This is a genomic window from Bacillus sp. LH1 (assembly GCF_057924895.1).
On record NZ_CM175007.1, the window covers coordinates 2,138,060 to 2,153,034 of the forward strand.

Below are 14,975 nucleotides of genomic sequence, written 5' to 3' on the forward strand. Positions count from 1 at the left end.
ATGTTTGAACTATGTATGGTTTCTTTTTTTGTTTTGTAAGGTCTAAAATAATACTTTTTACTTACGGATATATCATTTTGTGCTTTTTACCATTCAAACATTTCTCCTTACAATGAAGAAAAACATGTGAGGTGGTATAACTTATGATGAATCGAGTTGTATTAATCGGTAGATTGACAAAGGAGCCAGAATTATACTACACAAAACAAGGCGTCGCTTATGCACGAATATGTGTTGCGGTGAATAGAGGATTTCGAAATAGTTTAGGTGAACAACAAGTCGATTTTATTAATTGTGTCGTTTGGCGCAAATCGGCTGAGAATGTAACTGAATATTGTAAAAAGGGATCACTCGTTGGGATTACAGGGCGTATTCAGACTAGTAATTACGATGATGAACAAGGCAAGAGAATATATAGAACTGAAGTTGTGATTGAGAGTATTACCTTTTTGGAGAGAAGGCGGGAGGGGGCATCGTAATAAAAGGTGATTTTAAGTAATAGCTTCGGAAAAAATTGTGGAAAGTATTTTAATAAACTTAATGGATAAAAAATAAAAATCATCGGAAACGAAAGCTTTTAAAATCCCGTTCCTAATTTAAAATGTAAAAATAATGAAATAGTATGGTAGCGGGAAGAAAGTAGTAAAATTAAGCATCCGAGTAGGAGTATAGAGTGATAACATGTTACAATACAGCTAAGAACATGCAATAAAGGAGAGTTTTTTACGTGAAGATTAAAGCAATTGAACCGACGCCAAGTCCAAATACAATGAAAGTTATTTTGAATGAAGTATTACCATCAGGAGCACGTAATAATTATACAAATGAAAATAAAGAACAAGCACCAATACAAGTGCAAGAAATTTTGAAAATTGAAGGCATTAAAGGTGTATATCATGTAGCCGACTTTTTAGCAGTGGAGCGAAATGCGAAGTATGACTGGAAAGTTTTATTACAACAAGTTCGTGCTGTTTTCGGCGAAGAAGTATTGGAAGAAAGTGAAGAACAACAACTTGCTCATTTTGGAGAAGTGAAAGTGTTTGTTCAAATGTTCTTTACAATTCCAATGCAAGTAAAGTTAACAGATGGAACGACGGAAGAACGTGTTGGTTTACCAGATCGTTTTAAAGAATCAATTATGAAAGTGCAAATGTCTGCACCAAACGTTGTAAAAGAGCGTAAATGGGTAGAACAAAGTACACGTTACGGTAATTTTGAAGAAATTGGGAAAGAAGTAGTGGAAGAGATTGTTGCTGCTTATTCAGAAGAACGTGTAAATGAAACGGTTAAAGAATTATTAAATCAAGCGGGTGCTGTTGAAGTAACGATTCAAAAGCGTGAGCCATATAAAGTAACAGAAGAGATGATGAAAGATTCTGACTGGAAAAACCGTTTTGCAGCATTAGAACAAATGGATCCTACTGAAGAAGATATTCCAGTGTTGAAGATGGCGTTAGATGATGAAAAAGTTTCAATACGCCGCTTAGCAACAGCGTATTTAGGTATGGTAAAAGGTGATGAAGTATTACCGTTATTATATAAAGCGTTGTTAGATCGCTCTGTAAGTGTTCGCCGTACTGCAGGAGATTGTTTATCAGATGTAGGTGATCCGGCAGCGATGTTCGTTATGATTAAATCTCTGAAAGATCCAAGTAAATTAGTACGCTGGCGTGCAGCGATGTTCTTATTTGAACTTGGAGATGAAAGTGCGATTCCAGCATTAAAAGCAGCGCAAGATGATCCAGAGTTTGAAGTAGCCATGCAAGCACGTCTAGCATTAGAGCGTATTGAAGGCGGAGAAGAAGCAAAAGGTTCTGTATGGAAACAAATGACGGAGTCTCGTAAAGGGGAATAATGTATGATTGTTTTCTATGATAGTTGGTGTCCGATGTGTACGGCCGTTGCAGAACGTACGAAAAAATTAGATAAAAAGGGTAAGATGAAATTTGTTTCATTTCGAAATGAAGATGTAGTTGAGAAGTATGAGCTTTCTCAAGAACTACAAAGTAAGATGGAACAAAGACTGTATATTTTTAAAAATAATAAGTGGTATGACGGTATTCAGAGCATAGATGTATTAGCAAAGGCCGTTCCATCTTATTGGTTTGCAGTTCCTTTTATAAAGCTATCTATCGTACTTGGTTTTGGAAGTAAAGTATACGATTATATCGCTAATAATAGAAAACTTGTTCCAGTGGGACATTGCCGCGGTGGGGTTTGTGAAATCCCTACAAAAAAATGAAATCATCGTTATCTTTCTTTTGCACCTATTAATAGAGCGTGATATGATGAATTTGGAATGAAAGTTGAAGGAGAGATTACAAGATGTCAAATGCTTATGAAGAATACATGCGCCAAATGGTAATCCCAATGCGCCAAGAGTTAGTGCGTTCTGGGTTTGAAGAGTTAACTACAGAAGAAGCTGTAACAGAATTTATGGAAAATACATCAGGTACAACTTTAGTAGTTGTAAACTCTGTTTGTGGTTGTGCAGCTGGTTTAGCACGTCCATCAGCAGGTCAAGCGGTTGTTCGTGCTGAAAAACAACCTGATCATCTTGTAACTGTATTCGCAGGTCAAGATAAAGATGCTACTGCAAAAATGCGTGAATACTTCGGAGAAATTCCTCCATCTTCACCATCTATGGCATTATTAAAAGGAAAAGAAGTTGTTCACTTTATTCACCGTCATGAAATTGAAGGTGCAACTATGGACGAAATTATTACGAACTTAGAACAAGCTTTCGAAAAGAATTGCTAAAGAAGGGGGAGAGTAAATCTCCCTCTTTTCTTTATATAGAGGTGAAACAATGATCGTAACAACAGCAGGAAGAACGAACAAAGAAATGACAGATTATGCAAACGAGGTAGCAGCAGAATTAAATGCTTCTTTCGTTAAACGTAATGACATACCGGTACATAAGCTACATGAGCAGTATGAACAAGATGTGCTTGTCGTAGGGAAGAACCGATTAGCTATTTATCCAAAAGGTACGGAAGAATCGTTTTTCTTTCATCCGAACTCAGCGATGTTTCGTGTGAAAAGGTTAATGCGTGGAGAACACGATCCGTTTGTACAAGCCACGCAATTAGAGAGAGGAATGACAGTGTTAGATTGTACGCTCGGGATGGCATCAGATAGTATTGTAGCTAGTTATGTTGTTGGGGAAAGCGGAAAAGTAACAGGACTTGAAGGCAATGAGTATATGGCTTATATTATGGAAAATGGTTTGAAAACATGGTCTTCATCTGTTTCTGAAATTGATGAAGCAATGCAAAGAATCCAAGTAAAGCAAACGGAGCATTTTTCATTTTTAGCGCAATGTGAAGACAATAGTTACGATGTCGTTTACCTTGATCCGATGTTTGAAGAAACTGTCATAGAATCCGATGGAATTAAAGGATTAAAACACTTCGCTTTGTATCATGATATTACTGACGAAACAATTGCGGAGGCAAAACGAGTGGCGAGAAAACGTGTCGTTTTAAAAGATCATTTTCGTAGTTCTAGATTTGAAAAACACAATTTTTATGTATACAAAAGAAAAAGTGCTAAGTTTCACTTTGGTGTAATTGACCCTTGCTAATTGTTTGAAAAGATGTATAATAAGCAATAATTAATTAAATATACTGTCTGTGATGAAGAGAGTAGTCTTTTTTAGAAGGAAAGCGAGCTAGGGATGGTGTGAGCCTAGTACGGAAGAAAAAGATGAAGCGCACTTCGGAGATGCTTCTTGAACGAATAGTAGAGAAAGCCGAGGCCCCCTGTCCTCGTTATAAACGGGAAAGTGGTTCGTAACGAACAACAAGGGTGGTACCACGGGTTAAAACTCGTCTCTTTTTTAGAGACGAGTTTTTTGTGTTTTAAAAAATAAGGAGGTTGTATCATGGATTATAAAATGCAGTTTGCGGAAAGTTTATCTAATATTTTCACGAATGAATTAACGCAAAAACAAATTTTAGATTTAATTGAAACACCGAAACAAGATGAATTTGGAGATGCAGCGTTCCCATGCTTTTCATTAGCGAAGCAATATAAAAAAGCACCAGCTCTTATCGCAAAGGAAGTTGCTGAGAAATTCAATGATCCGTTTTTTACGAAAGTAGAAGCCGTTGGTCCTTATGTAAATGTATTTTTCAATCGTGAAACTGTAAGTGATGCAGTATTAAAAACAGTTTTAGCGGAGAAAGAAGAGTTCGGTCAAAACCACTTTGGCTGTGAAAAAACAGTAGTAATTGATTATTCCTCTCCTAATATCGCGAAACCTTTTTCGATGGGGCATTTACGTTCTACAATGATAGGAAATTCGCTGAAACATATCGCTGAAAAATGTGGCTATGAAGTTGTAGGGATTAATTATATAGGAGATTGGGGAACACAGTTTGGAAAGTTAATTACGGCTTATAAAAAATGGGGAAATGAAGCAGTAGTTAAAGAAGATCCAATACGTGAGCTATTTAAGTTATATGTCCAATTCCATGAAGAGGTAAAAGACGACGAAGAACTAGAAGAAGAAGGACGTGCTTGGTTTAAGAAACTAGAAGAAGGTGATGAAGAAGCGGTAGAACTTTGGAATTGGTTTCGTCATGAGTCCCTTAAAGAATTTTCTCGCATTTATGAACTTCTCGGCGTAGAATTTACTAATTTTCAGGGAGAAGCATTTTATAATAATTTAATGGAAGATTTTATTGGGATTTTAGAAGAACATGAGTTGCTTGAACAATCAGAAGGTGCATTAGTCGTTAATTTAGAAGAAGAAGGAATGCCGCCTTGTTTAATTAGAAAATCAGATGGTACGACGATTTATGCAACGCGTGACTTAACGGCAGCTTTATATCGTCAAAACACTTATGGGTTTGATAAAGCGCTATATGTTGTTGGTCCAGAACAAAGCTTACATTTCAATCAATTTTTCACCGTATTAAAAAAACTTGGCTATACTTGGGTTGATGGTATGGAACACGTACCGTTTGGCTTCATTTTAAAAGATGGTAAGAAAATGTCGACACGTAAAGGAAGAGTTATTTTACTTGAAGAAGTACTCGAAGAAGCAATCGAACTTGCAAAACAAAATATTGAAGAGAAAAATCCAAACTTAAAACAGAAAGAAGAAGTAGCAAAGCAAGTCGGTGTTGGTGCAGTCATCTTCCACGATTTAAAAAATGAGCGTATGCATAATATCGAATTCTCATTAGAAAATATGCTGAAATTTGAAGGAGAAACAGGACCTTACGTACAGTACACACATGCACGTGCTTGTTCTATTTTAAGAAAAGAAAGTGTAGAATTTGAAACATGTACATTTGCTTTAAAAGACGATCATAGCTGGAGTGTCGTAAAATTACTAAATAAATTCCCGCAAATAATTGAAGCAGCTTTCAATAAAAATGAGCCATCGATTATTTCGAAATATATATTAGATGTAGCACAATCATTCAATAAATATTACGGTAATGTTCGTATATTAGAAGAGAGCAAAGAAAAAGACAGCAGACTCGCATTGGTTTATGCTGTGACGGTTGTATTAAAAGAAGGATTACGTTTACTTGGGGTGGAGGCACCTGAGGAAATGTAACATAGTAGTAAACTGACAAACTGGGTCTAGTATAAACCTGGTTTGTTTTTTTATTGGATATATATTTTTTTTGCAAAATCAATTAAAATCTTTTTAGAGAGGGTGATTCATATTGATTCGAACTTTTATTTTACAAATTCCTTGTCATAGAAGATTAGATAGGAGTTTTTTTAAACTACAAAAGTACATACCTTTATGTGCGCGTTGTACAGGCATGCTTATTGGTATTTTAATGTTTCCAATTTATTTTTATATGACACCTTCATTTCTTTTGGCAATCATACTATCATTTTTCGCTCAAATTCCGTTACTTATCGATGGGTTCACCCAAAAGTGGAAATGGAGAAGTAGCTCAAATTTGCTAAGAATAACTACTGGTGTATTAAGCGGTAATGGTATGGGATTATTCATTTCCTCTAGTGTTATATGGATATTATCTTAAGATATATAGTAATGGAGGTATTTACATAGATGTTCTGGATTTACTTAATTCTAATTTTTATTTCAGGCGGAAGTGGAATTGGTTTTATGATTCAAAATAAGTATACAGAAGCAATAATAGCTTTTGTTATTTGTATACTATTGTTTGGGCTACTGTATTATTATCTTAAAAGAAACAAAAGAAAGAGAAAAGCAGATTGTGACGATTTAGACTGTACGGATTGTTTTGATTGTGATTGTACTTGTTAAATTTTTCTTCCAAATAAAAAGCTAGTGTATTATTAAAAATACACTAGCTTTTTTGCTTTGAAATTTTAAGAAAAGTGTAGGAATACGGCTATTATATAGAGAACTTTAGTTTTGTATATTTAAGGAGTACCCTGATTCTCCAGATGAAGGATTAGCCTTTTTAAGTAAAATACCTATTATAGATGAAGAAGCAATTTGGGAAACTGATATAGATGAATCAAATTATTGTGCTATTCGAATCATGTTTACATATAAAGGTTGCAATTTAGGAGTTACGAATGTTCATTTAAATTGGAAATCTAATAGAAAAAGACAAGAACAAATGAATGCCGTGAATAATTGGATTACAAATAAAGTAAGTGATTACGAATTATTATGTGGTGATTTTAATGATGATCCATATTCAATGGTGCATCAATACTTAATTCGGAAGCATTGGATAGATGTAGCTCAGTTTAAAGAAATCGAAGAGAACATGATAGCTCAACCAACTTTAGATTATAGAAAGAATCCGAATTTAAAAGGTGATGTAAAGCAAGAAAAAAGATATGATTGGGTCATGATACAAGAAAATGCCGCATTTGAATTTCCTACGATTGAAAACGTATCTATATTTGGGGATTCGGTACTAACTTCAACTGGTGTGTTTCCTAGTGATCATTACAGTGTTTTTGTAGAGTTGAAATTTAATGAATGAGAAAAATGTCATTTTTTGTTGGTAAGTCGATATTCACCGTATAATCGCCGATATAATTTCATGTACTGTTTTTAACTAACAAAAGATAGGATACACATGTTACGTTATTCTATATAATCAAACAAAATACAGAGAAAGACAATCATTTTTACTATATTTTGTTATAAATTTGAATAATATTAATTAATACTATCCATTATAAGAGATTTTAGTTGAATACATACTATATGGTGTGTAAAATCTAAGCAAGTAGCAGTATAAATATAAATTCGAGGTGAATGCATGCTAGATTTTAAGCAGTTAGAAACTTGTTTAAAAGACAAGAGATTTGTAGATGGATTACAGGAAATAAATAATGAAATTGCATATATAAAAGAAACGAATACTTTATCCTATGTGAAGAATTGGCTTGCCAATATTCCTTCGCATAAGGAGTTCGATATATTAATTCGTCTTACTGATGAAGGGCTTATGCACCAATACAGTTCATTCCTCATTCGTTACGCTTATAAAAAATTCCCAAATATGAGAACGCTCTCTTTATATTGTGATGAGTTAATTGATGAGCGGAAAATTCTTGAAGCAGAGCAGCTGTTAAAAGAAACTTTAGAAGAGAGTAATAAAAAAGAAATAGATGCAGATTTTTTAGCGAAAACATATTTTACGTTAGTACGATGTCTTTTAGAAATGAAACGAAACGAAGAAGCGTTAATGTATATGCAAAAAGCAGAGGAGTACAGTGCACGCGCAGTGTTTGATAAATGGGGCTACGTTTATATGCATACAGGTGAATGGGAGAAAGCGGAAGAACAATTTATTGCTGGCATGCAGCATAAAGATTGTGAAGAGTTATCTACCTATTTATTATCACAATTGTATGCGAATAAAGGAGAACAAAAACGCGCGATACAGTTAATCGATGATGCAATTGTAAAATTCCCACAAGTACCATATTTTCATTTTGAGAAGATAAAGTATTTATTAGATTTAGAGCGATATGAAGAGATGTTAGCGGTAATAGATAACATAAATACTCAGCTGCCGTATCATGCCTATAATACTTACTTTGTACATTTACGTGCAGAAGCACTGTACAAAATGAATAAATTTGCAGATTTACAAAAACTATTAAAAGAAGAAAAGAGTTTAAAAGAATCTTTATATCATAATTTAGAAAAAAATCCGGATGGAAAAAAGGTTCACTTGCCGATAGTTCCTATTGTACAAAAGGATAATTATTGTGTTCCGACAAGTTTAGAGATGATGTTGCGTATATGGGGAGAGAAACGTACACAAGATGAAATAGCAGAGTTTATTTTTGATATGACAGGTTCGAAGTTTTCAGATACTGTTTCTTATTTAGAAGAATTAGGTTATGAATATCGTTATTTTAAAGGGAATGAAGAGAATTATAAGAGACTGATTGATGAAGGAATTCCTGTTTTATTAAGTATAGATATTGAGCATGCTTCACACGTACAAGTTCTATCTGGATATGATGATACATTGCAAGCTTTCTATGTTCAAGATCCAAACTTTATAGAACCAGTTCTTGTGGAATATAGTAAATTACAAGAAAAATATCGTTATACAGGCTGTTTAGCAATCACGTTTGTTCCGAAAGAAAAGAAGGAGCAACTAGCGTTTCTAAGTGAGGAAGAAAATCGTTACTTTAAATCTATTTTTTCTCTTACGGATCATTTAGATGAACATGACAAAGAGGGGATTAGTAACTTAGTACAATTTTTAAAAGAAACGAGTGATAATCCAAATACGTGGTTATATACGATAAAGCACTTAGATGTTGAAGTAGATAAAGAATTTATTTTATATTGTATCGATAAGTTAATGGAAAAGTTTCCGAACTCGGACTTTGTTAAATTGCATGGTGCACAGTGTTTTATTCGTCTTCAAGAAGTAGAGAAAGCGGAGCAAATGCTGACAAGCGTTGAGAAGAAAAATAATCGTGCTTTATATCATTTAATAAATGGAAGATATGCTTTTGAGCAGGAAAGTTATATAGAAGCGATTTCAAGCTTTCGTTCATCGTTACAATTAGACGCAGATCAGCCTATTGCTTGGAGTTTTCTCGCTTTATCCTATATGTATATTGATCAATCTGAAAAAGCATTGCAATACTCTCAAGTTGCGTTAGAGCGTAGTCCTGAAAGGTTCACTTTAACAAATCACGGTTTAATATTAATAGATTTAGAAAGATATGAAGAAGCATATGAAATCTTTAATGACTTGTTAAAAGAGTATAAATATGAAGCGCATGTATGGTATGAACGAGCGAGATGTGCACATCAACTAGGGAAATTATATTTAGCAATAAAAGGGCTTAAAGTAGCGATTCGTTTGGATAGTAATGCACCTTACATTTATACGAAACTTTCGGAAATATACGAATCTGATTTGAAGGATGAGGAAAGTGCGAAAGAAATTTTATTAAACGGTATTGAGAATTGTGATGATAAAGCACCTCTTTACGTAAAATTAGGTGATTATCATTTTCAAAATGATAGCTTGGAAGAAGCAGAAGTATTGTATAAGCGTGCTTTAGAAGAAAATGATGAGGATGTTTATTCTCACTTCGGACTTACACAAGTTTATATGGCAAGAGAACAATATAAGGAAGCAAAAGAATATATACTTGGTCTTGAGAAGCAAATTGAAAAGAGCCAAGATTTCCTCATGAATGCAGGAATGGTTTTATGGGATGCTGAAATTGAACTTGGTGGAAATGAAGAAGGGTTTAAAGTAGCACTATCTAAGTTAGAAAATGGTATAAAGAAAAGTGATTATAATGTAGCAAGTGCGTTAGATGAATATGTGAATCGAATTAAAGGAACGGAATTTGTACAACGAGGTATAGCATTTTTAAGAACGTTACACAAAGAAAGAAATGAAGTAAGTGAGTACGGTTGTTATGCAGGTATTTTATATGAATCTATTGGACAGTACGGCCAAGCGATGAAAAGATATAATAAGGCGATAGAACAAATGGAAACGGCATTACCGTATTACCGAATTGGTGAAACACTTATGGCATTAGGGCAATTGACGGAAGCAAAACAAGCGTATGAAACATGTTTAGAGCTTGATGGGAATTTCGTAGGTGTACATTTACAGCTTGCGGAAATATACGAAAAAGAAGAAAACCGTTCTAAAGAACAAAGTCATATGGTTCAGGCGATGAAAGAAGAGCCGTTGCATATTAATATGGAATATTTAGCACAGCTTTCAGTAGATATGAATCTTCAGGAAGAATTGCTGACTGAACTAGAACAATTAGTGGACGAAGTACCTGAAATATGGCGTTTAGATGCGATTGCATATGTGTACGGAGCGATGAATGAAATAGATAAAGAACAAGCACAGGTTGAATACGCACTACAATTAGATGGTGAGCATATAGAAGTTCTATATCATTATGCAAAAGTATTAGTGAAAAAAAGAAATGTAAAAGCAATTGAAGTTGCAATGAAAGTAATACAAAAAGATTTTGATAATGAACGTATATTTGATGTTTATGTAAAAGCAGTAGAGCAACATAAAAAATTGTCTAACATACGAGATTTTCTTCATACGTTAAAGGTGAAAAAAGCAGAAAGGAGTACAGCATTCATGTATGCTGCAGCTGCGGTTACGGAAATATGGATTGAACGCCAGCTGCATGAACAGCCAAAACGATCTATCATTACGAGAGCTTTTTATCGTATGAAAAATCGTGCGAAAGAAATTTCAATGGTTACTATGATAATTGATTTATATGAAATCTCTTTAAAGTTAAATCCGAAAAATAGTATGGCAGCACAGCGATTTGCGCTATTTTATGAGAATGTAGAGATGAATAAAGAAGCAATAGAGATTCTGCACACGTCACTAGAAAATAAATGGGATTATGACGTAGCGAAGCAACTTGTAAATCTTTTCGTTGAGTGCGAGGAAGAAGATATGTTAAGAGATGCTTTGGAATTAACGAAACAAATGGTTCGAGAACTACCAGATGATTATGATACTCTTCTTCTGCAAGCACAAGTATTTTTTAAAGCAGGGGAAGAAAGAAAAGCAGAAAAGATTATCTTGCAATTAACAGAGCAAACACCGTTTGTAAGTAGAGCATTTCTTGCTTTAGGAGAAATATATCAAAGTCAAGAAAGGTTTGAAGAGGCAATTCATGTATTAGAAAATGCTTCTATACATCATCCAAATGAAACAGCAATTCTTCTTTCTTTAGCATCTTCATATCATGGTGCCGGCCAAACGATAAAGGCAGAAAAAATAACAAATGAAGTATTAATAATTGACGCGAGTGATTTGTTAGCAAGATATGATCGAGCTTGTTATTTAGCACAGTTAAATAGAAATGAAGAGGCGAAGGAAGAGCTTGAATTTGTCCTTCGTGAGGATGAATCGGGATTCTTTGCTGAACTTATTGAGGATGATGAAAATTTAGCAGCATTGCGAGAGTTTGAAAAGTAATTGTATAAGAATAGGGGAAAAAGATAAGGATATATTTTGAATTAGTTGACAATTAGTTGCTAAATGGCATAAAATAACTTTTAACAAAGTATACAAATCTGAAGACGAGAAAGAGTAAAATAGTGAGCTGTTCTCCAGAGAGCCGGTATATTGCTGAAAGCCGGTGTGCAGACGTTATTTGAAAATCATCTCCGAGGAGCCGAGGCTGAAAGTAAGTAAGCCCGGACGGATGTCTACCGTTACAAAGAACACGTATGATAGTACGTTGCTAAGTGCTATTAGTGAAAAAGCTAATAGAATTAGGGTGGTATCGCGGGTAAACCCGTCCCTACTTTATAGGGACGGGTTTTTTGTGTGCTTTAAAATATTCAAAGGAGTGATTGTATATGGAAAAAGTAGATGTAAAAGAATCAGCTGTAGGAAGAGAAATGCGAATTCGCAAACAGTGGAACGAACAAAATATTTTCGAACAATCAATTCAGAATCGAGAAGGCGCACAGTCTTTCGTATTTTATGAAGGACCACCAACGGCGAACGGACTACCGCATGTAGGTCATGCACTTGGACGAACAATTAAAGACTTAGTAGCAAGATATAAAACGATGGCTGGTTATAAAGTGTTAAGAAAAGCAGGATGGGATACACATGGTTTACCTGTAGAATTAGGCGTTGAGAAGCAACTTGGTATTTCTGGTAAACATGAGATCGAAGAATATGGCATTGAACCATTTATTCAAAAGTGTAAAGAGAGTGTTTTCACATATGAGAAGCAGTGGCGCGAATTCACTGAAAGTATTGGTTATTGGGTAGATATGGATGATCCGTATGTAACTTTAAAGAATCCATATATCGAAAGTGTATGGCATATTTTGGGGACAATCCATGAAAAAGGATTGTTATATAAAGGACATAGAGTTTCACCATACTGCCCAAGCTGCCAAACCTCATTGAGCTCACATGAGGTTGCACAAGGGTATAAAACAGTAAAAGATTTAAGTGCAACTGTGAAGTTTAAAGTGAAAGATAGTGAAAATGAGTATTTCTTAGGTTGGACAACGACACCTTGGACACTTCCAGCAAACGTTGCGCTTGCTGTCCATCCAAATATGGAATACGTTAAAGCAAAACAAGAAAGTCATGTATACATTGTTGCGAAAGAACGTGTACAAGAAGTATTAAAAGAGAACTATGAAGTATTATCTGTTCATAAAGGCGAAGAATTATTAAACACATCTTATACAGCGCCATTTCCGATGAAAGAAGTTACAAATGGTTACCGCGTTATTGCAGCAGATTTTGTAACGGGAGATAGTGGTACAGGACTTGTTCATATTGCTCCAGCATATGGAGAGGACGATTATAGAGTTGTTCAAAGTGAAGGATTGTCATTCTTGCACGTTGTAGATGAAAAAGGTGAGTATACAGAGGCAGTACCATTTTTGAAAGGGAAATTTGTAAAAGATTGTGACGTGGATATCGTTCGTTATTTAGCGAAGGAAGGTTTACTGTATCATAAAGAAAAATATGAACATAGCTATCCGCATTGCTGGCGTTGTGATTCACCACTACTTTATTATGCAGGAGAAAGTTGGTTAATCCGAACAACTGCAATTAAAGATACATTTTTACAAAATAATGATTCTGTTACTTGGTATCCGGATCATATGAAACATGGGCGCTTTGGTAAGTTTTTAGAAAATATGGTGGACTGGAATATTAGCCGAAATAGATATTGGGGAACGCCATTGAATGTATGGGAATGTGAAAGTTGTGATCATCAGTTCGCACCGAAAAGCATTGCCGAATTAAGAAAGAATAGTACGAAAGAAACACCAGAAGATTTGGAATTGCATAAGCCTTATGTAGATGAAGTGCAAGTCTGCTGCGGGAAATGCGGAGGCACAATGAATCGTACACCAGAAGTGATTGATGTTTGGTTTGATAGTGGTTCTATGCCATTTGCACAATATCATTACCCATTTGAAAATAAAGAGTTATTTGAAGAGCAGTTTCCAGCGGATGTTATTGCAGAAGGAATTGATCAAACACGCGGCTGGTTTTATAGTTTATTAGCAGTATCAGCACTATATACAGGAAAAGTACCGTATAAACGAGTGTTATCACTAGGGCATGTTTTAGATGAAGTAGGGCAGAAAATGTCTAAAAGCAAAGGAAATGCACTAGATCCAGTTGATTTAGTAGATAAATTTGGTGCAGATGCGCTAAGATGGGCTTTACTTGTTGATAGTGCCCCGTGGAATGCGAAGCGTTTTTCTGAAAGAACAGTACTGGAAGCGAAATCTAAATTTGTAGATACATTAGTCAATGTGTATAGCTTCTACGTTTTATATGCAAATTTAGATGAGTATAATCCCAAAGAAACGTATGATGTAAAGCTTACGAAATTAGACGAATGGGTATTATCAAGATTGCATAGTACAACGAAAAAAGTGAGAACTGCACTTGATGATTATCAATTTACGAATGCAGCTCGTGAAATTGCAGCACTTGTAGATGAAGTGAGTAACTGGTATGTAAGACGCTCACGTAATCGTTTCTGGGAATCTGGTATGAACGCTGAGAAAGCAGCTGCGTATGAGACACTTCATGAAGTGCTTGTAACAATTAGTAAATTAATTGCACCATTTACACCGTTTGTCGCGGAAGACATTCATCTAAATATAGAAGGAAGCAGCGTTCATTTAGCCGATTATCCAGTTGTAAATGAATCACTACTTCAACCAAAATTAGAAGCGGAAATGGATGCTGTTTTACAAGTTGTTGAACTTGGAAGAAGTAACCGTAATCAGCATTCTTTAAAAGTAAAACAGCCGCTAGCAGAACTTGTATTACTTGAGCATAACGAGAATGATATGGATTGGGAATCTTATCGTGATATCGTTATGGATGAGTTAAATGTAAAAGCGTTCCATGTTGAACTCGATGAAACAAAATACACATCATATCAATTGAAGCTTAATTTTAAAACAGCGGGGCCAAAATTCGGTAAAAATGTGAATGCAGTGAATGGTTGGCTAAAACAATTATCACAAGAAGAAGTACAAAACTTTGTATCAACAGGAAGAGCAGTTTACGAAGCAACACCAGAAGGAGAAGTAGTTGTAACTGCTGAAGATGTGTTAGTTGAGAAAGTTGCAAAATCAGGATTCTCTAATACGACTAACGGACAATATACAGTTATGTTAGATACGAATGTAACGGAAGAATTGTTACAAGAAGGAGTAGCGCGTGAATTCATTCGTGCGGTTCAAGAATACCGTAAACAGTTGAATTTACCAGTTAATTTACGAGTCGATATTATTCTTGATACAGAAGAAGAACTACAGCGAACGTTAACGAACCATAAAGATTTATTGGAAGAAAACTTACTCGTTAAACAATTTACATTTGGTCACTTAACGAACGAAGATGATGAACTTTCTTTAGGTGAAACAAAACTTAGAATTAAATTAAGTGCAGCTAATTAAAGAAAAAAGGAAGTTGGAATGATTCCAACTTCCTTTTTTG

11 protein-coding genes and 2 other annotated features are annotated in these 14,975 nt (G+C 34.8%); all 11 genes read left to right on the forward strand.

Translation table 11 applies throughout. The features are described 5' to 3' along the window. Positions 1–143 precede the first annotated feature (143 nt). Positions 144–479 carry a single-stranded DNA-binding protein gene (locus tag ACX9TM_RS11270; protein ID WP_000982018.1) on the forward strand — a complete coding sequence of 112 codons (336 nt, stop codon included), beginning with the start codon at positions 144–146 and terminating at the stop codon, positions 477–479. Between the two features lie 248 nt (positions 480–727). Then, the gene (locus ACX9TM_RS11275; RefSeq protein ID WP_065382586.1) at positions 728–1,855 is read left to right on the forward strand and encodes a conserved virulence factor C family protein; all 1,128 of its coding nucleotides are present in this window, start codon (positions 728–730) and stop codon (positions 1,853–1,855) included. 3 nt (positions 1,856–1,858) lie between these two features. After that, complete coding sequence (locus ACX9TM_RS11280) at positions 1,859–2,242, forward strand: thiol-disulfide oxidoreductase DCC family protein (protein WP_000634884.1); 384 nt, start codon at positions 1,859–1,861, stop codon at positions 2,240–2,242. 83 nt (positions 2,243–2,325) lie between these two features. Next, on the forward strand, positions 2,326–2,760 hold the full coding sequence (locus tag ACX9TM_RS11285) for a BrxA/BrxB family bacilliredoxin (RefSeq protein ID WP_000063706.1): 435 nt from the start codon (positions 2,326–2,328) through the stop codon (positions 2,758–2,760). A 49-nt stretch (positions 2,761–2,809) separates the two neighbouring features. Then, positions 2,810–3,586, forward strand: a complete 777-nt coding sequence (locus ACX9TM_RS11290; RefSeq protein ID WP_000637459.1) for a class I SAM-dependent methyltransferase — start codon at positions 2,810–2,812, stop codon at positions 3,584–3,586. 40 nt (positions 3,587–3,626) lie between these two features. Further along, positions 3,627–3,841: a binding site (T-box leader), on the forward strand. Between the two features lie 45 nt (positions 3,842–3,886). Beyond that, positions 3,887–5,575, forward strand: a complete 1,689-nt coding sequence (gene argS / locus ACX9TM_RS11295) for an arginine--tRNA ligase (protein WP_065382336.1) — start codon at positions 3,887–3,889, stop codon at positions 5,573–5,575. 112 nt (positions 5,576–5,687) lie between these two features. Next, positions 5,688–6,017 (forward strand): DUF2085 domain-containing protein, encoded by a 330-nt coding sequence (locus tag ACX9TM_RS11300; RefSeq protein ID WP_000621475.1) that lies wholly within the window; start codon positions 5,688–5,690, stop codon positions 6,015–6,017. A 29-nt stretch (positions 6,018–6,046) separates the two neighbouring features. After that, complete coding sequence (locus ACX9TM_RS11305) at positions 6,047–6,265, forward strand: hypothetical protein (protein WP_000498601.1); 219 nt, start codon at positions 6,047–6,049, stop codon at positions 6,263–6,265. A 115-nt stretch (positions 6,266–6,380) separates the two neighbouring features. After that, positions 6,381–6,962 (forward strand): exonuclease/endonuclease/phosphatase family protein, encoded by a 582-nt coding sequence (locus tag ACX9TM_RS11310; protein WP_306299079.1) that lies wholly within the window; start codon positions 6,381–6,383, stop codon positions 6,960–6,962. A gap of 282 nt (positions 6,963–7,244) precedes the next feature. Continuing rightward, positions 7,245–11,447 carry a bacteriocin-processing peptidase family protein gene (locus ACX9TM_RS11315; RefSeq protein WP_065382337.1) on the forward strand — a complete coding sequence of 1,401 codons (4,203 nt, stop codon included), beginning with the start codon at positions 7,245–7,247 and terminating at the stop codon, positions 11,445–11,447. A gap of 92 nt (positions 11,448–11,539) precedes the next feature. Continuing rightward, positions 11,540–11,780: a binding site (T-box leader), on the forward strand. A 53-nt stretch (positions 11,781–11,833) separates the two neighbouring features. Further along, positions 11,834–14,935, forward strand: coding sequence for an isoleucine--tRNA ligase (ileS, locus tag ACX9TM_RS11320; RefSeq protein ID WP_072770225.1), 3,102 nt, complete (start codon positions 11,834–11,836; stop codon positions 14,933–14,935). Positions 14,936–14,975: the final 40 nt, after the last annotated feature.